The 18,478-nt window shown below is 70.2% G+C and carries 20 protein-coding genes; 11 read left to right on the plus strand and 9 right to left on the minus strand.

Translation table 11 applies throughout. The annotated features are described in order from the left end of the window. The first annotated feature begins 5 nt into the window (after window positions 1–5). The 5 genes from ACIBEJ_RS20375 (at window position 6) to ACIBEJ_RS20395 (ending at window position 6,456) form a co-directional block, all read left to right on the plus strand. Window positions 6–1,487, plus strand: a complete 1,482-nt coding sequence (locus ACIBEJ_RS20375) for a hypothetical protein (protein ID WP_397184290.1) — start codon at window positions 6–8, stop codon at window positions 1,485–1,487. Continuing rightward, window positions 1,487–3,034: a hypothetical protein gene (locus tag ACIBEJ_RS20380; protein ID WP_397184291.1), complete on the plus strand. Its 1,548-nt coding sequence runs from the start codon at window positions 1,487–1,489 to the stop codon at window positions 3,032–3,034. The genes ACIBEJ_RS20375 and ACIBEJ_RS20380 overlap by 1 nt, the downstream gene beginning before the upstream one ends. Then, window positions 3,034–4,533 (plus strand): hypothetical protein, encoded by a 1,500-nt coding sequence (locus tag ACIBEJ_RS20385; RefSeq protein ID WP_397184292.1) that lies wholly within the window; start codon window positions 3,034–3,036, stop codon window positions 4,531–4,533. Before ACIBEJ_RS20380 ends, ACIBEJ_RS20385 begins: the two co-directional genes overlap by 1 nt. Window positions 4,534–4,801: 268 nt before the next feature. Further along, the gene (gene rsgA, locus ACIBEJ_RS20390) at window positions 4,802–5,878 is read left to right on the plus strand and encodes a ribosome small subunit-dependent GTPase A (RefSeq protein WP_397184293.1); all 1,077 of its coding nucleotides are present in this window, start codon (window positions 4,802–4,804) and stop codon (window positions 5,876–5,878) included. A 65-nt stretch (window positions 5,879–5,943) separates the two neighbouring features. Then, window positions 5,944–6,456: a GNAT family N-acetyltransferase gene (locus ACIBEJ_RS20395; RefSeq protein ID WP_397184294.1), complete on the plus strand. Its 513-nt coding sequence runs from the start codon at window positions 5,944–5,946 to the stop codon at window positions 6,454–6,456. An 83-nt stretch (window positions 6,457–6,539) separates the two neighbouring features. Here the strand turns inward: ACIBEJ_RS20395 and ACIBEJ_RS20400 are convergent, their stop codons facing one another. Further along, window positions 6,540–7,151 (minus strand): TetR/AcrR family transcriptional regulator, encoded by a 612-nt coding sequence (locus ACIBEJ_RS20400; protein ID WP_397184295.1) that lies wholly within the window; start codon window positions 7,149–7,151, stop codon window positions 6,540–6,542. A 100-nt stretch (window positions 7,152–7,251) separates the two neighbouring features. On the opposite strand from ACIBEJ_RS20400, the gene ACIBEJ_RS20405 reads away from it, so the two are divergent. After that, window positions 7,252–7,935: a hypothetical protein gene (locus ACIBEJ_RS20405; RefSeq protein ID WP_397184296.1), complete on the plus strand. Its 684-nt coding sequence runs from the start codon at window positions 7,252–7,254 to the stop codon at window positions 7,933–7,935. 58 nt (window positions 7,936–7,993) lie between these two features. Then, the gene (locus ACIBEJ_RS20410) at window positions 7,994–8,620 is read left to right on the plus strand and encodes a stage II sporulation protein M (protein ID WP_397184297.1); all 627 of its coding nucleotides are present in this window, start codon (window positions 7,994–7,996) and stop codon (window positions 8,618–8,620) included. Between the two features lie 21 nt (window positions 8,621–8,641). Here ACIBEJ_RS20410 and ACIBEJ_RS20415 read toward each other — a convergent pair whose 3' ends face one another. After that, on the minus strand, window positions 8,642–8,887 hold the full coding sequence (locus tag ACIBEJ_RS20415; protein ID WP_397184298.1) for a hypothetical protein: 246 nt from the start codon (window positions 8,885–8,887) through the stop codon (window positions 8,642–8,644). A 267-nt stretch (window positions 8,888–9,154) separates the two neighbouring features. Between ACIBEJ_RS20415 and ACIBEJ_RS20420 the strand changes: the two genes are divergently transcribed. Beyond that, complete coding sequence (locus tag ACIBEJ_RS20420) at window positions 9,155–9,703, plus strand: RNA polymerase sigma factor (RefSeq protein ID WP_397184299.1); 549 nt, start codon at window positions 9,155–9,157, stop codon at window positions 9,701–9,703. Continuing rightward, on the plus strand, window positions 9,700–10,653 hold the full coding sequence (locus ACIBEJ_RS20425; protein ID WP_397184300.1) for a hypothetical protein: 954 nt from the start codon (window positions 9,700–9,702) through the stop codon (window positions 10,651–10,653). Before ACIBEJ_RS20420 ends, ACIBEJ_RS20425 begins: the two co-directional genes overlap by 4 nt. Before the next feature lie 15 nt (window positions 10,654–10,668). Here the strand turns inward: ACIBEJ_RS20425 and ACIBEJ_RS20430 are convergent, their stop codons facing one another. Next, window positions 10,669–11,466, minus strand: coding sequence for a lysostaphin resistance A-like protein (locus ACIBEJ_RS20430; protein ID WP_397184301.1), 798 nt, complete (start codon window positions 11,464–11,466; stop codon window positions 10,669–10,671). A gap of 325 nt (window positions 11,467–11,791) precedes the next feature. On the opposite strand from ACIBEJ_RS20430, the gene ACIBEJ_RS20435 reads away from it, so the two are divergent. Next, entirely contained in the window at window positions 11,792–12,145 is a 354-nt protein-coding gene (locus ACIBEJ_RS20435; RefSeq protein ID WP_397184302.1) for a hypothetical protein, read from the plus strand. Between the two features lie 25 nt (window positions 12,146–12,170). On the opposite strand, the gene ACIBEJ_RS20440 is transcribed toward ACIBEJ_RS20435, so the two are convergent. The 3 genes from ACIBEJ_RS20440 to ACIBEJ_RS20450 are packed head-to-tail and all read right to left on the minus strand — an operon-like array spanning window position 12,171 to window position 14,783. Beyond that, window positions 12,171–13,007 carry a MerR family DNA-binding transcriptional regulator gene (locus ACIBEJ_RS20440; RefSeq protein WP_397184336.1) on the minus strand — a complete coding sequence of 279 codons (837 nt, stop codon included), beginning with the start codon at window positions 13,005–13,007 and terminating at the stop codon, window positions 12,171–12,173. Window positions 13,008–13,060: 53 nt separating this feature from the next. Continuing rightward, window positions 13,061–13,528, minus strand: a complete 468-nt coding sequence (locus tag ACIBEJ_RS20445; protein ID WP_397184303.1) for a MarR family winged helix-turn-helix transcriptional regulator — start codon at window positions 13,526–13,528, stop codon at window positions 13,061–13,063. Continuing rightward, complete coding sequence (locus ACIBEJ_RS20450; protein ID WP_397184304.1) at window positions 13,521–14,783, minus strand: FAD-dependent oxidoreductase; 1,263 nt, start codon at window positions 14,781–14,783, stop codon at window positions 13,521–13,523. The genes ACIBEJ_RS20445 and ACIBEJ_RS20450 overlap by 8 nt, the downstream gene beginning before the upstream one ends. Window positions 14,784–14,942: 159 nt before the next feature. Here ACIBEJ_RS20450 and ACIBEJ_RS20455 point away from each other — a divergent pair, with 159 nt between their 5' ends. Further along, window positions 14,943–16,415, plus strand: a complete 1,473-nt coding sequence (locus tag ACIBEJ_RS20455) for an amidohydrolase family protein (protein WP_397184305.1) — start codon at window positions 14,943–14,945, stop codon at window positions 16,413–16,415. 194 nt (window positions 16,416–16,609) lie between these two features. Here ACIBEJ_RS20455 and ACIBEJ_RS20460 read toward each other — a convergent pair whose 3' ends face one another. The 3 genes from ACIBEJ_RS20460 to ACIBEJ_RS20470 all read right to left on the minus strand — a co-directional run bounded on the left by ACIBEJ_RS20460 (window position 16,610) and on the right by ACIBEJ_RS20470 (window position 18,266). Next, entirely contained in the window at window positions 16,610–16,819 is a 210-nt protein-coding gene (locus tag ACIBEJ_RS20460; RefSeq protein WP_397184306.1) for a hypothetical protein, read from the minus strand. Beyond that, window positions 16,816–17,868: a hypothetical protein gene (locus ACIBEJ_RS20465; RefSeq protein WP_397184307.1), complete on the minus strand. Its 1,053-nt coding sequence runs from the start codon at window positions 17,866–17,868 to the stop codon at window positions 16,816–16,818. The genes ACIBEJ_RS20460 and ACIBEJ_RS20465 overlap by 4 nt, the downstream gene beginning before the upstream one ends. A gap of 86 nt (window positions 17,869–17,954) precedes the next feature. Continuing rightward, window positions 17,955–18,266: a PadR family transcriptional regulator gene (locus tag ACIBEJ_RS20470; RefSeq protein WP_397184308.1), complete on the minus strand. Its 312-nt coding sequence runs from the start codon at window positions 18,264–18,266 to the stop codon at window positions 17,955–17,957. Window positions 18,267–18,478 lie beyond the last annotated feature (212 nt).

Consider the following 18,478-nt stretch of genomic DNA (forward strand, 5'->3'; position numbering starts at 1 on the left):
TCGCGATGTTGACCCGCAGGCAGTTCGGTCTGGGCGCGATGGCGCTGGGGTTACCCCTGACCGCCCGCACGACAGGCCACGACTACACCACCCGGGAGACGTTCGACCTGTTCGACCGGACCTTCCACGACAGCGGGCTGACCGGGCAGCCCACCCACACCAACGAGCAGGGCGCGCTCGGCTGGGGCCAGTCGTACGTGATGTGCGCCTTCATCCGGATGTACGAGGCGTACAAGGACACCCACTACCTCGACCGCCTCATCCACAACGCCGACCTGGTGCTGGCCGGGCGTGACTCGGCCCGCGGCGTGAGCGACTACCGGGGCCTGTCGCTGCCCGGCTGGCGCAACACCAGCTACACCGCCGGCGGCGTGATCCTGAAGGACGCCGCGGGCACGCCGGTGCTGGAGGTGCGCAGCGCGCTGACCAACGTCAGCGACGCCGTGGTCACGGTGAAGGCGGGCAGTTCCGCGGAGCGCTTCACGATCGTGGTGGACAACCCGAAGAAGAAGCGCGTCTCCACCTTCGCCGACCTGACCGCCGACGACGCGCCCGAGCGCATCCTGGCCGCCTACCCCTCGCCCAACATGGTCACCGCCAAACGCCTGGCCGCCGGGGCGCCCGCGCACGGCACGTTCCCGATGGCCGCCGCGCCCGTGCACTTCTCGGTGCACACCGGCATGATCACCTATCCGATGGCCGCGTTCGTGCGGCTGGTCCGCCAGAGCCCCAGACTCCAGCGCATCCCGAAATATCGGGACAAGGCGCGTGAGTACCTCCGGGCCGTCCGCGACGCCGCGGCCATCCACGACCGCGAGTGGCGCGACGGCGGCCACTTCGTCTGGCCCAAGCACATGCCGGTCCCCTACGACGGCACCGAGCAGCCCCACAACCAGTCGCTCGGCCTCGGCCAGACCTACGCGGAACTCGCCGCCGCCACCGGCGAGCGCCTCTACCGGGAGCGCACCCTGGCCCTGACCCGCACGTTCGCCCGCGACCTGCGCACCAACGACAAGGACGCCTACGTCTGGCCCTACTGGCCGACGTTCGGGGTGATGTACCGCGGTTACACGCAGGCCGACGACGTCTCGGAATGGACGCCGTCGTACGGCCGGCCGCCTGTGGGCGCGCAGCAGATGGAGGACCTCAGCCACGCCGGAGTGGACGTCGAGTTCCTCGGCGCCGCACACCGCTGCGGCCTCGGCCTGCGCGGCCACGACATGGCCCGCCTCGCCCGCACCTACACCCGCAACCTCGCCACCACCGACAACGGCGTCGCCACCACGTTCCTCTACGTCGACGGTGGCGGCGGCCTGGCCCCTGCCGGGCAGTACCTCCAGGCGCCCCGCTTCATGCCCGTCGCGCGCTGGGACCCGGAGCTCTTCACGCACGCCCGCAAGGTCTACGACGACCACACCGTCGAGCCCCCGATGGGGTCCACGTTGCTGTGCGTCGCCTACCTCAACTGGTTCGCCCGGAGGTCCTGATGCGCCTGTCCCGCCGCCAGTTCACCCTCGGCGCCCTCGCCGCCGCTTCCGGCACGGCCCTTTCCGGCACGGCCCTTTCCGGCACGGCTCGCGCCGCCACCGCGCTCGACTACACCACGCGCGAGACCTTCGACCTGTTCGACCGGACCTTCCACGGCAGCGGCGCCGCCGGGCAGCCGTCGGACACCAACGAGCACGGCGGCCTGGCCTGGGGCCAGTCGTACGTGCTGGCCGGCTTCATCCGCATGTACGAGGCGTACAGGGACACCCACTACCTCGACCGCCTCATCCACAACATCGACCTGGTGCTGGCCGGGCGCGACTCGGAGCGTGGCGTCACCGACCACCGGGGACGTTCGCTGCCCGGCTGGCGGGCCATGGCGCCCTACACGGTCGGCCTGGTGACGCTGAAGGACGCGGGCGGGCAGGAACTGGCCGAGATCCGCACCGCGCTGAGCTACGCCGACAACGCGGTGGCGACCGTGCGGGCGGGCAGCTCCGCCGACCGGTTCACGCTGGAGGTGCGCAACAACCGCACGAACGTGGTGGCCACCTTCACCGACCTGTCGCTGGATCCGGCCTCGCCCGACCACGCGGTCCGGCGGATCCTCGACGCCTATCCGACGCCGACGCTGGTGACCGCGCGCGACCTGCGCAACGCCCCGGCGATGCCCGTGTTCGGCGCCACGCCGTTCGTGTCGCAGCCGGTGATCTTCACCGTGCACACCGGGATGATCAGCTATCCGATGGCGTCGTTCGCCCGGCTCGTGCTGCGGAGTCCGCGGCTGCGGGCCGTACCGAAATATCGGCACAAGGCGGTGGAGTACCTCAAGGCGGCGCGGGACGCGGCGGCCATCCACGACGACGAGTGGCGGCAGACCGAGGACGGACTGGGCTACTTCGTGTGGAACAAGGGCACCCCGCTCGCCTACGACGGCGCCGAGCAGCCCACGAACCAGAGCCTCGCCCTCGGCCAGACCTACGCCGAACTCGCCGCCGCCACCGGCGACCCCTTCTACGCCGACCGGGCGCGGCGCATGGCCAGGACCTTCCTGCGCGAGGTGAGGGCCGACGCCGACGACGCGTACGTGTGGTCGTACTGGCCGACGTTCGGGCGGGTCTACCGGGGGTTCGGCAAGGACGAGGGCGTGTCGGAGTTCACGCCGTCGGGCGGTCCGGCGCGGCAGATCGAGGACCTCAGCCACGGGGCGATCGACGTGGAGTTCGCCGCCGCCGTCTTCCGCAACGGGCTGTTCTACCGGGGTGCGGACATGGCGCGCTTCGCGCGTACCTACAGCAAGAACCTCGTGGCGCCGCCCGGCGCGGACGGCGTCGCCACCGCCTACCAGCGCGTCGACGGCACCGGCAGCACGACCGGCGCCGGGCAGTATCTGCAGGCGCCGAGGTGGATGGCCGTGGCGCAGTGGGACGGGGCGGTGTTCACGCACGCGCGGGCCATCTATGCCGGCCGCGCCGTACAGCCGCAGCTCGGTTCCTATCTGGGCTGCGTGGCCTACCTCAACTGGCACGCGCGTAAGGGGTCGTGATGTTACTCAACCTGGTCCTGGCGGGGACGCTCGCACTGGGCGGCGCGCAGCCCGTGGTCGCGGAGAGCCCCTGGCTCACCAAGTACAAGGCGCTGGAGGCGCAGATCGGCGCCTCCGTCTACAACGACCGCAGCAGCGCGACCCTGGCGTGGGGCGAGAGCTACATCATGCGCAGCTACCTGGACGTCTACCGGGTCACGCAGGACACGTCCTGGCTGGACAAGCTCGTCACCCACGCCGACACGGTGGTCGCCAACGCCGACGACGTGGACGGGGACGGGTTCCTGGGGTGGAGCACCGAGCGGTACTCGCCGGTCGAGATCGCCAACACGGGCTTCGAGAGCGCCGCCTCCGGGGACGCCACGCTGCCCGCCTCGTGGACCCGCTTCCAGGACACCGGCAGCCACATCACCCGCACGACCGACGCCGTCGCGGGGACGCAGTCGGTGCGGATCGTCTCCGACCAGACCAGGTGGAAGAAGCTCTACCAGAACGTCAACAGCGCCTACGAGGGCGGATCCACCTACGTTCTGCGCGGATGGGGCAAGAAGTCCGGGTCGGTGACCGGCCGGATCGTGCTGCGCAACGGGTCCACGACGATCTGCGCGCTGGACTACACCTCGACAAGCTGGACGTTCAAGCAGGTCGAGTGCAAGCTGCCCACCGGCGGGCCACAGCTTCGGGTGTGGCTGGAACACGCGTCGTACACGGTCGCCGGCTCGGCCTCCTTCGACGAGGTGAAGCTGAGCGGCCGCTTCCCGTACATGGTCCACGACGCCATGATCGGCCTGCCGATGGCGGAGTTCGCCCGCCTGGTGGCCCAGACCCCCGCCCTGTCCGCATACAGCGCGAAGGCGGCGGCGTACCGGACCTTCCTGGAGACCGAGATCGTCCCCCGCTGGGAGCAGAGCACCTACCTGGGCAATTCGTGGAACGGCACCACCTATCGCCAGCCCCCGAACGTGGACACCCTCTCCCACACCGGCACCACCAACGACCTGCCCTTCAACATGGCCCTCGGCTTCGCGAACCTGCTGACGGTCCTGCACAGCCTCAACGCCGACCCCACCTACCTGTCCCGGGCCGATTCGGTCACCCAGTGGGCCAGGTCGAACCTGGTCAACTCCGGTGGCGCGTACATCTGGAACTACGGCACCTACACCACCATGAAAGAGGACCTCTCCCACGCGAACGTCGACCTGTCGGCGTTCCTGGAGTCCCACCGGCGCGGGCGGGTGATGACCACCGCCGACATGATCGCCCTCAAGAACACCCTCACGACCAAGATGTGGAACGGCTCCGCCACCGCGCCCGTGTTCAGCCTGCGGGTGGACGGAACCGGGGCGGCCAACGGAACCGACTACTACCTGCATTCGTGGATCGAGCTGGCGGAGTGGGACGAGCAGGTGAAGGCGCTGGTGGCGGCCAAGTACGCCGGCTTCACGCCGGTCAGCTCGTCGCACCTGATCACGTTGTCCCGGCTGCTGGTCTGGGAGTGATGAACCGGGCGTTCTGCCCGTGGGAGCCCGGTCAGCGGTGTGGCAGCGCTGGACAGGGATGCTACGCTGCCGTTCGTCTTGCTTTGTTGGATCGGCGTGGGAGGGAGGTGAGGTTGATGACCGCGGTGAAGACCGCTGCCATGCGCAGCGCCCGGACCAACCTCACGTCCCGGGCCCCGGTCTGACCCAACTTCTTCCCCCAGCCTGGAGCCAGGCGGGGTGATGTCCGCGTCTCGTCGGGGCCCCTTCACCGCAAGGGTCTCTCACGTTGTCACACACGTACAACGATCCATCCGGCCTGTCCCGGTACGGGTGGACCAGCGCACTTGAGCAAGACTTCACCGAACACCACGAAGCGGGCCTCGTTCCCGCCCGGGTCTCCCGGGTCGATCGCGGCCTGTGCGCGGTGGTCACCGGGTCGGGTCCGATGCGGGCCACGTTCGCCGCGCCGTACCCGCACGACCCGCTCCTCATGCCCTGCACCGGCGACTGGGCCGCGCTGCGGCCGGGCGGCGCACCACACCTGGTGACCCTGCTGCCGCGGCACAGCGTGATCGTGCGCTCGTCGGCGTCCGGGTCCTCCCACGGGCAGGTGCTCGCCACCAACGTCGACACGGTCGTCATCGCCGTCTCCCTGGCCGTTCCCCTGGACGCGGCGAAACTGGAACGGCTGCTCGCCCTGGCCTGGGAGAGCGGGGCGCAGCCGGTGATCGTCCTGACCAAGGCGGACCTGGCCGCCGACCCCGAGGCCGTGCGAGCCGAGGCCGGAGCGCTGGCACCCGGCGTGGACATCCTGGTCACCAGCGTCACCACCGGTCACAACCTCGACACGCTGGCCGCGCTGCTGCACGGCACCACGGTGCTGCTCGGGCCCTCCGGGGCGGGCAAGTCCAGCCTCGGCAACACGCTGCTCGGCGAGGAAGTGCTGGCCACCGGAGCGGTACGCGCGCAGGACGGCAAGGGCCGGCACACCACCGTCCGCCGGGAACTGGTCCCCCTGCCCGGCGGCGGGGTCCTCATCGACACGCCCGGCCTGCGCGGGATCAGCCTGCACGACGCCGCCGAGGGGCTGGAGCAGGTCTTCGCCGAGATCGAAGAACTCGCCGCGCACTGCCGCTTCGACGACTGCGCCCACGACACCGAGCCGGGATGTGCGGTCCAGGCCGCCATCGAGGCCGGCGAACTGCCCGAGCGCCGCCTGCGCAGCTACCGCAAGTTGCTACGGGAGAACGCGTGGGCGGCAGCGCGTACCGACGCCCGACTGCGCGACGAGCGCGTCAACCGGCAGAAGGCCATCACCAGCCACCTGCGCGCCACCTACAGATTCCGGGACCGGCAGCCATGACCGGCCACCGTCCCCCACCAAACCCGGCCACGTCCCGCATCCCGCGGAAGGAAACGAACCCGACCATGAGCACTTCCTGGATCACCCGCCCCGAGACCGCCGCCGACGTCGCCGCCATCCGCGAGATCAACCTGGCCGCCTTCCCCACCCCGCACGAGGCCGACCTCATCGAGGCACTGCGGACCGACCCGCGGGCGTGGCTGCCCAGCCTGTCCTGGCTGGCCGAGACCCCGGGCGGCGACCTCGCCGGATACGCGCTGCTCACCCGCTGCCACGTCGGCGACTCACCCGCCCTCGCCCTGGGCCCGTGCGCCGTGCGGCCCGAGCAGCAGCGGCAGGGCTCCGGCTCCGCCGCCATCCGCGCCGCCCTGGAGGCCGCCCGCGAGCAGGGCGAGAACCTGGTGGTGGTGCTCGGCCACGCCGAGTACTACCCGCGCTTCGGCTTCACCCCGGCTTCCGGGTTCGGCATCCGCCCGCCGTTCGACGTGGAGGACAAGTACATGATGGCGCTCGCCCTCGACCCTGAGCGGCCGGTCCCGAGCGGCGTCATCCGCTACGCGGCGGCGTTCGGCGTCTGACCTCCCACTTCGCCTGACGGCCCTCAGCACGGCTGAGGGCCGTAGGTTTCACCGGGTTCTTGTCGTCGGTGGCCGGTGGAGCATCAGGGGTTTTCGGGGGTCAGGATGGCGTCGACGGCCATGTAGAGGGTGTCGGTCTCGGACTGCAAGATCGAGCCGTCGGAGGGCAGGGCTCGTTCGAGGGCGAGGCCGTTCAGGATGGTGAGGAGGAACTTCGCTCGCCGGGCGGTGTCGCCGGGGGCCAGGGCGCCTTCCTGGGTGAGCACGGTCAGCCAGTACTCCACGCGGCGCCGTCCCTCCCGTTCCAGGGCGAGGTAGGCCTCCTGCACCTGCTCGGTCGGTTCTGGGGCGATGAACTGTTCGTAGACGGTGCGCTGGGCTTCCCGTGCGCCGGCGCCGACTCCGGCGGGGGCGAGGACCTGGCGCAGGCAGTCGACCAGGCGGTCGCGGGGCGGCACGTCCCGATCGTGGATCCGCTCGTCGGAGACGACCACGTCGTACAGGCGGGTCAGTACCTCGTCCTGGAGTGCGCGCTGCGTCGGGAAGTGGAAGCGGAGGGATCCCGTGCTCACGCCCGCGCGGGCGGCGACCGCTCGCACGCTGAGCTTCGCCCCGGGATTTTCCCCGATCAATTGCAGCGCCGCCAGGAGCACCTTGTCCCTGCTGCTGAGCTGCTTGTTCTCGTCCGACGTCACATGAGCCTCCGCCTCACTCGTTCCCGGCACTATCACACTGTACTAGCACGCTGTGATAGCTTGGCCATCATCGCGACTAGCACAGTGTGTTAGTCGGGTCATGGACATCGGCCGGAGAGTGGAGGCAATCGTGTTGGCGGGATGGCGGCGCAATCGGGCGATCCGGCGGGTCAAGCAGGGCGACGGGCATCCGCTCCAGCGGTTTCGCTGGTGGCAGGTGCCGCTGGGGCGCGCGTTGTTCCATCTCCGGCCCTCGTCGGACGGCCGGCGGCCGGGGACCTATGCCGTTGACGTGCGGCGCTGGGGCGGGCAGTCGGGCGAGAGCACGGCGCATCTGTATCTCGACGGCCGCCATCACGCCCAGTCCAGGATTCCCGCCGTGTTTGCGGTGGAGGGCGGCGTCATCGAGGTCGCGGCCAGCAGTTTCGGGATCAGGCGCTGCCACTACGTCAGCGCCACGGGCGAGGAGCACCAGCTTGTTCCCGACCCGAAATCGGGCGAGGGCCGGCGGGCCCGTCTGGAGCGTGATCATCCGGCGGTGAGCCGCATGATCGCCGCCGTCTCGGTGGTGATGCTCGTGATCGGCGTGGGGCTGAACCTCCCGCAGATCATCGGGCCGATCTCGCGGGTGCCGCCCATCGCCGAGAACCTCGGCACCTTCACCTCCCCCATCCACCTGCCGCTCTGGCTCAACCTCGCGCTCGGCCTCGCCGCCGCGCTGGCCAGCACGGAAAGGGCGCTGCGTCTGCGCTACCACTGGCTGCTCGACGCCGGGGGCAACTGACCGACCTGCCCGGGCCCGCTCCGGCGGGCGTCGAGGATACATCACCCGAGAAACGGACATGAGAATCATGAACCTGCTTCGCAGACCGTTCCAGATCATCCGCGCCGACCTGCGCGCGTACCTGCTGATCAACGCCCTCGTCTACGGGGTGCTGCTCCTCGGCATGGCGCTGGCCATGATCTTCCCCGATCTCCACGCCGCGCGTACGTCCTCGTTCGTCGACGGCGGCCAAGGGGCGCTCGTCAACACCGTGATCGGCAACCCCTGGGTTTTCGGCACGACCATCTTCGTGGTCAACGTGTTCGCGACGGCGTTGCCGCTCATTGTTCTGCCGTCGCTCGTGATCCCCTTCGCGGGCCTTCTCGTCTTCGTCGTCAAGACGATCGACATAGGAATCATCCTGGCGCCCGTGAACCGGACGTCGGCCCTGATTCTCATCCCGCACTCGCCGACCATTCTCATCGAGTTCCAGGCATACGCGCTGGTGATGTTCGGCGCGTACCTGCTGGGCAGGGCCTGGGTCCGGCCGGCGACCGTGGACGCCACCACGCGGCGGCAGGGCTATGTGCGCGGCCTGAGTCGGCTCGGCCGGCTCTCGCTCATGGCGCTCGTGCTCTTCGTCATCGGCGCGGCTTACGAGGCCGTCGAGATCTACTTCCTCGTACCGCTGGTGCTCGGCGCCTGACCGGGTGGCGGCGACGTCATGTCAGGGCGCTTCGAAACGGACGGACCTGATGGTGGTCAGGCCGCCGTCCCACGTCTCGTTGGGGATGAGCGCATGGTGCAGGTGGTCTTCGTTGCACGAAAACGTCGTGTAGAGAAGAGCCTTGAAGTTGGTCTTGTTCTGCGCGAGGGTGGCGTCCGAGTGGAGGTCGTAGCACCCCTCCTTCGGGTCCTGGATCGTGGTCCAGGAAGTGTCGGAGACGGCGCGGTAGTGAAAAGCCGAGCTCATGTGGAACACCTCTTGTAAGGCCGCGTGACGCAGGAAATCTGACGTGCCTGCGCAGCCTCAGATACCCCTCCCGTATCTCCCCGACCCGGAGATTGAAGCAATCGTTGCCAACAGCGATCGCTATCTTGGGCCTCGCGGTCGGCGGGCTCGGGTGAGGTCTGGCGCCGAAGTTTCTTGGCTCGGCGCGAAATGATGGAACGTCTTTCGCCATGTACGGGAGTGTCCGCGTTTCGTACTGACGAAGGAGATCGGCCATGGGAACCGCCCGTGGATGACGATGGGGTGGCCAGGTTCGAGGCCCTCTACCGGGAGACATACGACCAGATCGCGGCCTACGCCGCGCGCCGCTGTGACTCCCCGCAGGACGCGGCCGATGTCGTGGCGGAGACCTTCACCATTGCCTGGCGCCGGGTGGACGAACTGCCTCCAGGGCAGGAGGCCAGGCTCTGGCTCTACGGCGTGGCCCGCAAGGTGCTGGCCGACCACCGCCGGAGCGCGGTCCGGCAACGCCTGCGCAGCGTCGAACTGGACGCGGAGATGGCCGATCTCTACGGGGCCTCCCCGGACAGCGGCATCGAACTGAGCATGATCAGCACGGTGTTCCGGAGCCTGCCCGACGACGACCGGGAGCTGCTCTCGCTGGTCGCCTGGGAGGGCCTGGGGCGCGAGGAGATCGCCGGGATGCTGGGGCTGTCGCGCAACGCCGTACGCATCAGGCTGTATCGCGCCCGCAAGCGGTTCTCGCGCGCGCTCGACGAGGCCGGTGTCTGCTTTCCAGCGAAGAGCCGGACGATTGCGGCGGGGAGGTCGCTATGAGGAACGTCGATGAGATCAACGAGCTGCTGAGGCCCCTGGCCCGGGTCGAGCCCGGACAGCCGGGCAGCCGCGCGTCCGGGACGGGGGCCCGGGCGTTGCTGGCCTCGATCACTGCCCAAGGACGCGGCGTCGGCCGTACCCGACGGCATGGTCCTCGTCGGTTGGTGCTGGGCGTGAGCGCGGCGGTCGTGCTCGCGACAGGGATCGTCGTGGGCCCGAGCCTGCTGGACGACGGACGGGGCGGGGCCGCCTCCTACGCCAACTCCGCGATGGAGATCCGCCTGGAAGGTGACCACTACGTCGCCCGCATCAAGGATCCGTTCGCCGAGCACGACAAGTACACCCAGGCGTTCCGCGCGGTCGGCCTGAACGTCGGCCTGCGTCCGGTGCCGGCCTCGCCGGGCGGTGCGGGGAAGATCCTGGGTACGATCATCGCCGCCGGCGGCTCCTCCCGTCCCGGCCAGGAAGCCGGGTCAGACCGGCTCAGCGTTGTCCCGCTCGCCATGGGCACGACACCCACGGGGTGCCGGCCAGGACTGGACGACCACTGCGTCATGGTGATGCGCATCCCCGCCGATTTCACCGGTGAGGTGGATGTCAGGCTGGGACGCCAAGCGAAGCCGGGAGAGGAGTACGCGAACTTCGACTCGGCCATGGCGCCGGGCGAGATGTTCGACGGGGTCAAGTTGCGAGAAGGGCGTCCCGTGGCCGACATCCTGGCCGAGGCACGCGCGCGTCACCTGACCGTCCAGTTCAGCCTCATTCGGATGGATGAGACCACGGGCGGCATGTCATCCTTCGACCCGCTGCCCGCGGACCAGGTCGGACCCGGGTGGACCGTCTGGAACGCGTGGCAGGTCAAGGCCGGCGTGATCCGGCTGCTCGTCACACCCGATCGGCTGCCCGAGAACCCGTTCTACAACGGAAGCGCGCCACCGCCCGCCTCCTGATCGCGCGTAACGCGGCTACCGCCCCGCAACGGCTGGGCGCATCAGCCACACCGCGGCGGCGAGCGTGAGAATCCAGCCGATCACTTCGATGAGCAGGTGATCCGTCGCGTTGGGGACGGACTGCAGCAGGTACACCCGGACGCTGTTGATCGCCCCGTGCGTCAGGACCGCGGGCCAGACGCTCCCCGACCGCCAGCGAAGCGCCAGCAACAGCGGCGCCCACGGCAGCATGCCCGCGTAGTAGATGACGATGTCCCAGAACGGCCGATCACCGATGACGGCGAGGACCGGCAGGTGCCAGACGATCCACACGAGACCACTGACCAGGGCCAGCCGCCAGAATCCCCATGACGCGGCGCGCGTCGCCAGCCAGCCGCGCCAGCCGAACTCCTCTCCGATGGCGAAGACCGACTGCATGAGGAAGACCGGAAGGACCCAGATGGTCGCCGTGAGGATCTGGTCGAGCGGGTTGAGCGGCCAGATCCCGAAGGCCAGCGCGATGGCGGTCTGGATCGCGGCGATCGCGGCGATGAGGCCGATGCCGATGCCGGCCCACTTGGGTGTCCCGCGCCACGTGGTGGCGAACGTCTCCCGGAACGTTCCGGTTCGCCGGACAAGCCACATGATGATCGCTGCGAGCAGCGGAGTCAGTTGCAGGATCGGAGTGATCAGGTTGTTGAGGTCCGGCGAGACGAGCCGGAAGACCATCGGGACGGACATGGCGAAGCACAGCAGGATGGCGATCGCGAAGAACCACGTGACATCGCTGGTGGTCGATCTGGCGGAACTGGGGCGCGTCGGGGACGCAGTCATGATGACCTCGTTTCGTACGGGCGCGAGGATGTGCGTGCGGTCGGCCGTCTTGGTCTCGGTGCCGCCGTCATCTCAAGGACGTGCGACGCCAGGCGTGCCCGTACACGGATCGGCTGAGAGGTGGGAGACGCAGGAAACGCACAGTCTCGAAGCTAGGCCGGGCGGGATCGGTCCTGCCTCACCCGGAGGGGTGAACCCGTACCGCCCGCCAGGATGGAATCCGGCGCCCGGCGCCTTGACGGATCCTCAACAGATGCTCAACTCCTCCCGCCCTACCTTCCACTCGTAGGCGCTCGAAAGAGCGCGACGAACCGAAGGAGACGAGATGAAGACCATCGCGAAGATCAGCACGGCGGTCGTGGCGGGAGCGTTCTCCCTGGCCCTCGCGGCGACGCCGTCGGGTGCGTCCGTGACCACGACCGCATCGGCCCAGCCCGCATCGATCACCGCCGTCGCCGACACTCAGGCCCGCGGGCCGATGCCCAGCGTCAGGTGGCTCTGCGGGAAGCCGATCGTCAAGAAGTTCATCCCCGCGTGCACCAACGGCAAGTGGGAGCTTCCGATGATCAAGAAGGTCCGGTGCCTCCAGGGGCACGCGCCGTACGTGGGCATCTTCGGCATGTCGAAGCTCACGTACTGGTCGATGAAGTGCTTCAAGTCCGAGTGGCAGAAGTGGTAACCGAGGTGCGCGGCCGGCGGGTCCTTCAGGGAAGAGGGTGACTGGCGAGCTCCATGCAGCGCCGGCGGGCCGGGGAGAAGTCGTGGGGCAGCTTGCCCGTGGCGGCGAAGGCGCTCATGGACACTTGCCCCGCGACAGGATCCTCCTCGGCGATGGCGTCCCAGGCGTCGAAGAGCGCGTCGTCGCTGCGCGCCAGACCGGAGTTCTCGATGACGGCATGCAGCGCCTCTTCGAAGGCGCGCCGTTCGGCGGCCACCCGGGCCACGCGCGGGTCGTCGACGGCGACCGTGTCATCGAGGGCGTCCTCGGCGGCGTCGACACGGTCGGACTCCGCCCGCAGGTCCGGGTGGGTGGCCAGGGCGATGAAACGGGTGGCCTGTACGGCCGCGCCGAGCGGGCCGAAGATCCGCTCGGTGACCAGCAGGCTGTCCAGGTCCGCCTGGCGCAGGCAGCCCTCGGGCAGGTTCTTGAGACGGCCGGTGACGAAGTCGGAGAGCAGCCCCATCCTGCTGCCCTCGGTACGCATGCGCCCCACCGCGGTCCGTTGCCGCCGCAGGTCCGCTTCCCGGGCGAGGAGGGATTCCTCCAGCCGTTCCAGGATGTCCGCGATGCTGTCGGCGGCCGTGTCGGCCAAGGCGGCACGGATGTCGTCCAGCGCGATCCCGGCATCGGCCATCCTGCGGATCCACAGCAGCCGGATCATGTCCTCGTAGCCGTAGCGGCGGCGACCGTCGCCGCCGCGCACGGGCTCGGGGAGCAGGCCGATCTCGTGGTAGTGCCGGATCGCCCGCGGCGTGGTGCCGACGAAGGCCGCCGCGTCACCGATCCTGACCTGGCGCGGCGGGATGAAGGACGAGTACATGAGCGTGGCCTTCCTCAGCGAAGCGGGACGTGAGTCCACCGCACCACATTCCGCTACGGAAGGTGCAACCGGTGGCCGGGCTGGTCCCGGGCCGACAGGGTGCCGCGCACCGTGCGCAGCATCCGGGTCAGCGCGGCGGCGTCCCGTTCCGACAGGCCCATCGCCCGCGGGGCGTTGAACGCCGCCACCGCGGGAAAGACGCGGTCCAGAAGTTCCTGGCCGGCCGGGGTGATCCGCAGCTTCGCGGGCCGGCCTCGGCCACCCGGCCCCTCCCGCTCGACGAGCCCCCGCTCGACCAGCGCCATGGCCACCTCGCCCAGACTCTGCGGCCGCACCATGATCACTCGGGCGAGTTCGGCCTGGTTGAGGTCCTCGCCGTCGGCGAGCGAGGCCAGCACGCCGAACTGGACCGGCGACAGCCCGACCGTGGCGAAGACCTCGGTGAACCCGCGGGCGACGACGTAGGAGGTCTGCATCAGCTCCCAGAGCGGCAGGTCCGGCTCATCCGTCGCCTCAGGCACCGCGGGCTCCAGCCAGGGTACGGCCGAGCCGGGTCGCCGAGGCCAAGGCCGGAAGGGCCAGCCGGGCGGCCTGTGTGCCCAGCGGGCTCGCCATCCGGTTCACCCAGCCCAAGGGCCGCATGGACACGCGCACGGCGGCGGGGGCGTACCCGGCCATCCGGATCTGGAAGCGGTGCACCGCCAGCGGGATCGTGGACGTGCCGTCGCGTACCTGGATCAGTTCCTCCGCGAGGACGTCGGCGTCGCGGATCGCCGTGGCCGCGGCCATGCCGCCGGTGGGTGGCATGGCGTGTACGGCGTCGCCGAGCGCGGTCACGGCCCCGGCGGGCCACGGGGTGAGATCGGTGTCCGTGGCCGCCGCGTGGAAACGGAAGTAGGCCGTCGCGGCCGGGTCGGCGGCGCGTACCAGCGCTCGTACCGGCGTGCTCCACCCGCGCAGCAATCGGTCGGTCAGCCGGATCAGCCCGGCACCGTCGAGGTCTCGCGGCCGGTCGGGAAAGGCCCGGTCAGGCGCCAGCAGGCCCCAGATCAGCGCGGGCTCCTCGATGATCGGCGCGACCTCGGCGCAGGCCGCCGGATCGACCATGGAACCCGAGCCGGGGTCGTGAACGCTCAGGAAGAGCCCGGCGCCGCCAGGACCGAACGCCAGCGCCGGCCCAACGGCCAGCAGCTCGGGAACCAGCGGCCTCAGGTCGGCGGTCAGCGGCGTGCGCGCGGCGATGCCGCTGGCCCCCACCGGAACCGACGTCGGCCGCCCGGCCAGCGCCGCCGCGACCCGCGACCCCACGCCGTCCGCGCCGACCAGCAGGTCGGCTTCCTCGGTACAGCCGTCGGCGAAGGAGACGGTGAGCGTGCCGTCGGGGTTCGTGCGGTAGCCGGTGAACTCCGAGCCCAGGCGCAGCGCCTCCCCCAGCCCGTGTGCCAGCAGCCGGCGCAGCGGGATCCGGCCGATCATGAGCGTCTCCGACGCCCCGTCGCGCGGCTCCTGGAACAGCAGCCGCATCCGGTGGTCGGCGACCGCGAACCGGGCGAACGCCTTCAGCCCCGCCGAACTGGCCAGCAGCGCCTGGTAGTGGCCCGGCGCGAGGTGGCGGCGCAGGATCCGGCAGGCGCGTTCGTCCAGGTGGAGCCGGTATCCGCCGGTGGACTCCACGGCCTGGTCCCGCTCGTGCACGACCACGTCGATGCCCGCGCCGCGCAGCGCCTGGGCCAGCGTCAGCCCGCCCATCCCAGCCCCGATGATCATGACTCTCATGTCACTCCTCGAATCAGGAACCTGATATCTAAGAATAAGGTACCTGATTTCCCGATACGGCAGGTGGGCCGTTCGCCGACTCTGTGCGAGCTGGGCCTTGACGGGCTGGAGGGGCGAGCCGACCATGAAGGCCTCACGGCGACCACGAGTGAGGTCGAGGTGTCCTTTCTCCACCGCAGAGAACTGCTCACCGGAGCACTGGGCCTCGCGGCGGGCGGGGCACTGCCCGGCGGGAGCCGTAGGGCAAAGCTGACCGCGCTGACCGGCGTCACGCTGATCGACGGGAGCGGGGCGGCGCCGGTGCGCGGCGCGACGGTGCTGCTGGCCGGGGACCGGATCGTCGCGGCGGGCCGCCGGGTGCGGGCGCCGAGCGAGGCGAACGTGATCGATCTGCGGGGAAAGTACGTGATCCCCGGCCTGTGGGACACGCACACGCACAGTGCGACTCTGACCGACATCGTCCCGCCGCTGCATGTGGTGCACGGCGTCACGTGCATCCGGGAGATGGCCGGCTCACCGGAAAGTCACGAGGTACGGCGGCGCATCGAACGGGGCGAACTGGTCGGGCCGAGGATGGTGATCGCGAGCAACCTGATCGACGGGCCACCGGGCGCCTGGCCGGGCAGCGACGTGGTCACCACCGAGGCCGAGGCGCGCGCGGCGGTGCGCAAGGCCCACCGGGAAAGAGCGGATTTCGCCAAGGTCTACACCTACCTCGCCCCCGACACCTACGCGGCGGTGGCGAGCGAGGCACGGCGGCTGCGGCTGCCCTTCGCCGGGCACGTGCCGGCACGCGTCCCGGTCCAGGACGCGGTACGGCTGGGGCAGCACAGCGTCGAGCACCTGTACGGCCTGCGGATGTCGACCTCAGCCCGCGCGGCGGAGATCTACGCCGAACTGGCGGCGATGCCCGCCGATCCCGCCCACCCCGAGTGGTGGGGCCGCCGGTGGTGGCACCTGGAGCGGGACGCGGTGGCCACGTACGATCCGGCGCGGGCCGCGCGACTGTTCGACGCGATGGCACGGCGCGGCACCTGGGCCTCGCCCACCCTGGCCACCCTGCAACGCTTCCGCCGTACCCCCGAAGACCTGCTCACCGACCCCGTGCTGACCGCGCGGCTGCGCTACATCCCGGCGTCGGTGCGCGGCTGGTGGGAGGAGGAGGTGCTGTACTACCGGCCGCGGCTGTCGCCCGAGGAGGTTCAGCGGTGGGCCGCCTACTTCCAGGCCCAACTGCGCCTGCTCGGGGCGATGGCCGAGGCGGGCGTGGGTGTCGTGGCGGGGACCGACGCCGGCGGCGCCTACATCTTCCCGGGCTTCGATCTCCACACCGAGCTGGGCTTTCTCGTCGAGGCCGGGCTGTCGCCGATGGCCGCGCTGCGCGCCGCGAGCGCCGAGGCGGCCCGCTGCGCCGGGCTGGGACGGGTCTCCGGGACGGTGACCGCCGGCCGCTTCGCCGACCTGGTGATCCTGGACGCCGACCCGCTGGCCGACATCGCCAACACGCGGCGCATCCACGCCGTGGTCAGCCGGGGGCGCTACCTCGGGCCCGACGCCCGCGCGAGCCTGCTCGCCGCCGTCGAGACCGCCGCCCGGAAGGACACGCCCGCCGTACGGTCACCGACTGGTTGACGACCTGCCCGCAGCTTCGTGGACGGCGAAGCGGTCACCGCCCGGTCTTCGCCATGTCGCCCAAGCGGCGTGCCACCTCGCGAAAGGCGGCACCCCCTACGCCGCGCCGTCGCCCTGGGAAGGCGCGCGGAACGCACGGACCTTCGGCGCGTCCGTCCCGCAACCGGAGCACTCCTGCCGAACGTCCCGGCGGCTCACTCGTTCCCACGTTGCTGGTCGCGGCGCCGGCGCAGGGCGCGGATGAGCATGGCCAGGTGGGAGGAGCGGTGACGATCGGCCACGACCCAGCACAGGGCGCCGATCATGACCAGCACCGTGGCAAGAAAGAACGGACCGCCGAGCACGAGGGCCAGCGTGGCGATCATCGCCGCTGCGCCACCGCCCGCGATCTTGTTCGTGATCATGAGCTCGCCCTCTCCTGGCTGGAGCGAAGTGCCGCGTTCAGGTGTCCGACCCGGATGAGGACGCGCAGGGAGTGGGCGAGCAGGTGCCGCCACCGCACGCCTTCGACGAGGGTCAGGTCGTAGAGTTCGCTCTCGAACCGCTCGGCGTAGTCCTTCTGGTACGCGGCGGGAAGCAGCGCAGCGGCGATGGCCACCAGCCGTGCCGGCACCTCGTTCCGGACGAGGTCAAGCCGTCCCCCTGCCACGATCCACCGACGACGGGCGATCACTCGCGTGGTGGCGATCCCCAGGACCACGGGCGTGGTCAGTGTGGCCACGACGACGAAGAGCGCGAGAGCCAGGAGTGCCACCGTGTGGCCCCAGACGAGCGCCACACCGATGTCGAAAGTGTGAAACAGCGCTTTGACCAGGGCGATCGAAGTCAGGAGGGCGAGCGCGCACACCATCACAAGGACGGGATCGCGGCCGAATGCGGCGGGCAGCAGGGACACCTCAAGAGTGGGCAGGTCGCGCACACCGGCGACGACGAAGCCCAGCACCGAGCCCGGATCGAACGAGGGCAGCGGACGACCGCGCAGCCGCGCATCGGCGAAGGCCAGCAAGCAGGGCAGCGCGAGCGCGAGCACGGCCACCCGGGCGAGGACCGGGACCAGTTCGCCCATGGCCCGGCCGAGCACGGCGGCGAGCACGTGGCAGACGATGGCGCACGACACCACGAGGAACAGATCGCGGGCGAACGCGGCGGGCAGGTCGCGCGTACCGGTGACGATGAAGCCCAGGACCGAGCCGGGGTCGAACAGGGGCAGCGGACCTCCACGCAGCCGGGCATCGGATAACGTCAGGACAAAGGACAAGATGATCATCAACGGCACGGCGCGGGCAGTGGCCCCCATGCGTGGCAGGCTGCTCAGCCAGCCGGGGCAGCGGCCGACGGCATTCACGAGCGGCCGGTAGCCCCACCGCATCGCCGTGTCGCGGGCTGAGTCGATGACGGCGAAAGCGTCACCGAACAAGGCCCCGAAGATGCTCCGCTCCTGTTCCGCGGGCACGTAGACAGACTTGCGGCGAGTACGGCCGCGCCGTCTCGCAGGCATGCGGACGGGTTCGCGGCGAGCACTGCCGCGCCGTCTCGCGCTCACCCGAGGCCGCCCGCGTGGCCGGGCCGCAGCAGCGGCATCGCGGCGAGCGGGCTGTGGGCGTTGGCCAAGGCGTCGCGCGCCTTTACGGCGCCGTCCTCGGTGAGCCGGTAGTAGCGCCGGCGGGGGCGCCCTTCCTCGCGCGGGTCGGCCTCCTCCCACCACGAGGTGACCCAGCCGTATCCTTCCAGCCGGGCCAGGATGGGATGGATGGTGCCGCTCGGCAGACCGGCCGCCGTGCAGATCTCCAGCCCGTAGTGCTCGCGCGCCGGATCGACCAGCAGGACCTGCAGCACGCGTTGCGTGGGCATCGTCATTCTCGGAGCAGAGGACACGGTACCCATAGTAGAGAACAACGTACCTCGTCGATAGTCCCCTCTTCCCGGCCAGAAGACGCGGGCCGCTGATTCACGAATGGTCATCCGGTGCTAGATCGTTGATGTGAAATATCAGTGGTCGTAGGCGGTCAGTGACCGTTTCACGGATGCGTCGGTGTTCCAGTTGTGCCAGATAGCGGCGTTAA

Source organism: Nonomuraea sp. NPDC050790 (assembly GCF_044456745.1).
Classification (GTDB): Bacteria; Actinomycetota; Actinomycetes; order Streptosporangiales; family Streptosporangiaceae; genus Nonomuraea.

What these genes read in the sequence shown, in the direction of transcription:
- ACIBEJ_RS20425 (WP_397184300.1), top strand. Translation starts at nt 9,700, where the DNA reads ATGAGGAACGTCGATGAGATCAACGAGCTGCTGAGGCCCCTGGCCCGG.
- ACIBEJ_RS20470 (WP_397184308.1), bottom strand. Translation starts at nt 18,266, where the DNA reads ATGCCCACGCAACGCGTGCTGCAGGTCCTGCTGGTCGATCCGGCGCGC.
- ACIBEJ_RS20410 (WP_397184297.1), top strand. Translation starts at nt 7,994, where the DNA reads ATGAGAATCATGAACCTGCTTCGCAGACCGTTCCAGATCATCCGCGCC.
- ACIBEJ_RS20385 (WP_397184292.1), top strand. Translation starts at nt 3,034, where the DNA reads ATGTTACTCAACCTGGTCCTGGCGGGGACGCTCGCACTGGGCGGCGCG.
- ACIBEJ_RS20405 (WP_397184296.1), top strand. Translation starts at nt 7,252, where the DNA reads ATGGACATCGGCCGGAGAGTGGAGGCAATCGTGTTGGCGGGATGGCGG.
- ACIBEJ_RS20435 (WP_397184302.1), top strand. Translation starts at nt 11,792, where the DNA reads ATGAAGACCATCGCGAAGATCAGCACGGCGGTCGTGGCGGGAGCGTTC.
- ACIBEJ_RS20415 (WP_397184298.1), bottom strand. Translation starts at nt 8,887, where the DNA reads ATGAGCTCGGCTTTTCACTACCGCGCCGTCTCCGACACTTCCTGGACC.
- ACIBEJ_RS20375 (WP_397184290.1), top strand. Translation starts at nt 6, where the DNA reads ATGTTGACCCGCAGGCAGTTCGGTCTGGGCGCGATGGCGCTGGGGTTA.
- ACIBEJ_RS20395 (WP_397184294.1), top strand. Translation starts at nt 5,944, where the DNA reads ATGAGCACTTCCTGGATCACCCGCCCCGAGACCGCCGCCGACGTCGCC.
- ACIBEJ_RS20380 (WP_397184291.1), top strand. Translation starts at nt 1,487, where the DNA reads ATGCGCCTGTCCCGCCGCCAGTTCACCCTCGGCGCCCTCGCCGCCGCT.
- ACIBEJ_RS20440 (WP_397184336.1), bottom strand. Translation starts at nt 13,007, where the DNA reads ATGTACTCGTCCTTCATCCCGCCGCGCCAGGTCAGGATCGGTGACGCG.
- ACIBEJ_RS20460 (WP_397184306.1), bottom strand. Translation starts at nt 16,819, where the DNA reads ATGATCACGAACAAGATCGCGGGCGGTGGCGCAGCGGCGATGATCGCC.
- ACIBEJ_RS20450 (WP_397184304.1), bottom strand. Translation starts at nt 14,783, where the DNA reads ATGAGAGTCATGATCATCGGGGCTGGGATGGGCGGGCTGACGCTGGCC.
- ACIBEJ_RS20430 (WP_397184301.1), bottom strand. Translation starts at nt 11,466, where the DNA reads ATGACTGCGTCCCCGACGCGCCCCAGTTCCGCCAGATCGACCACCAGC.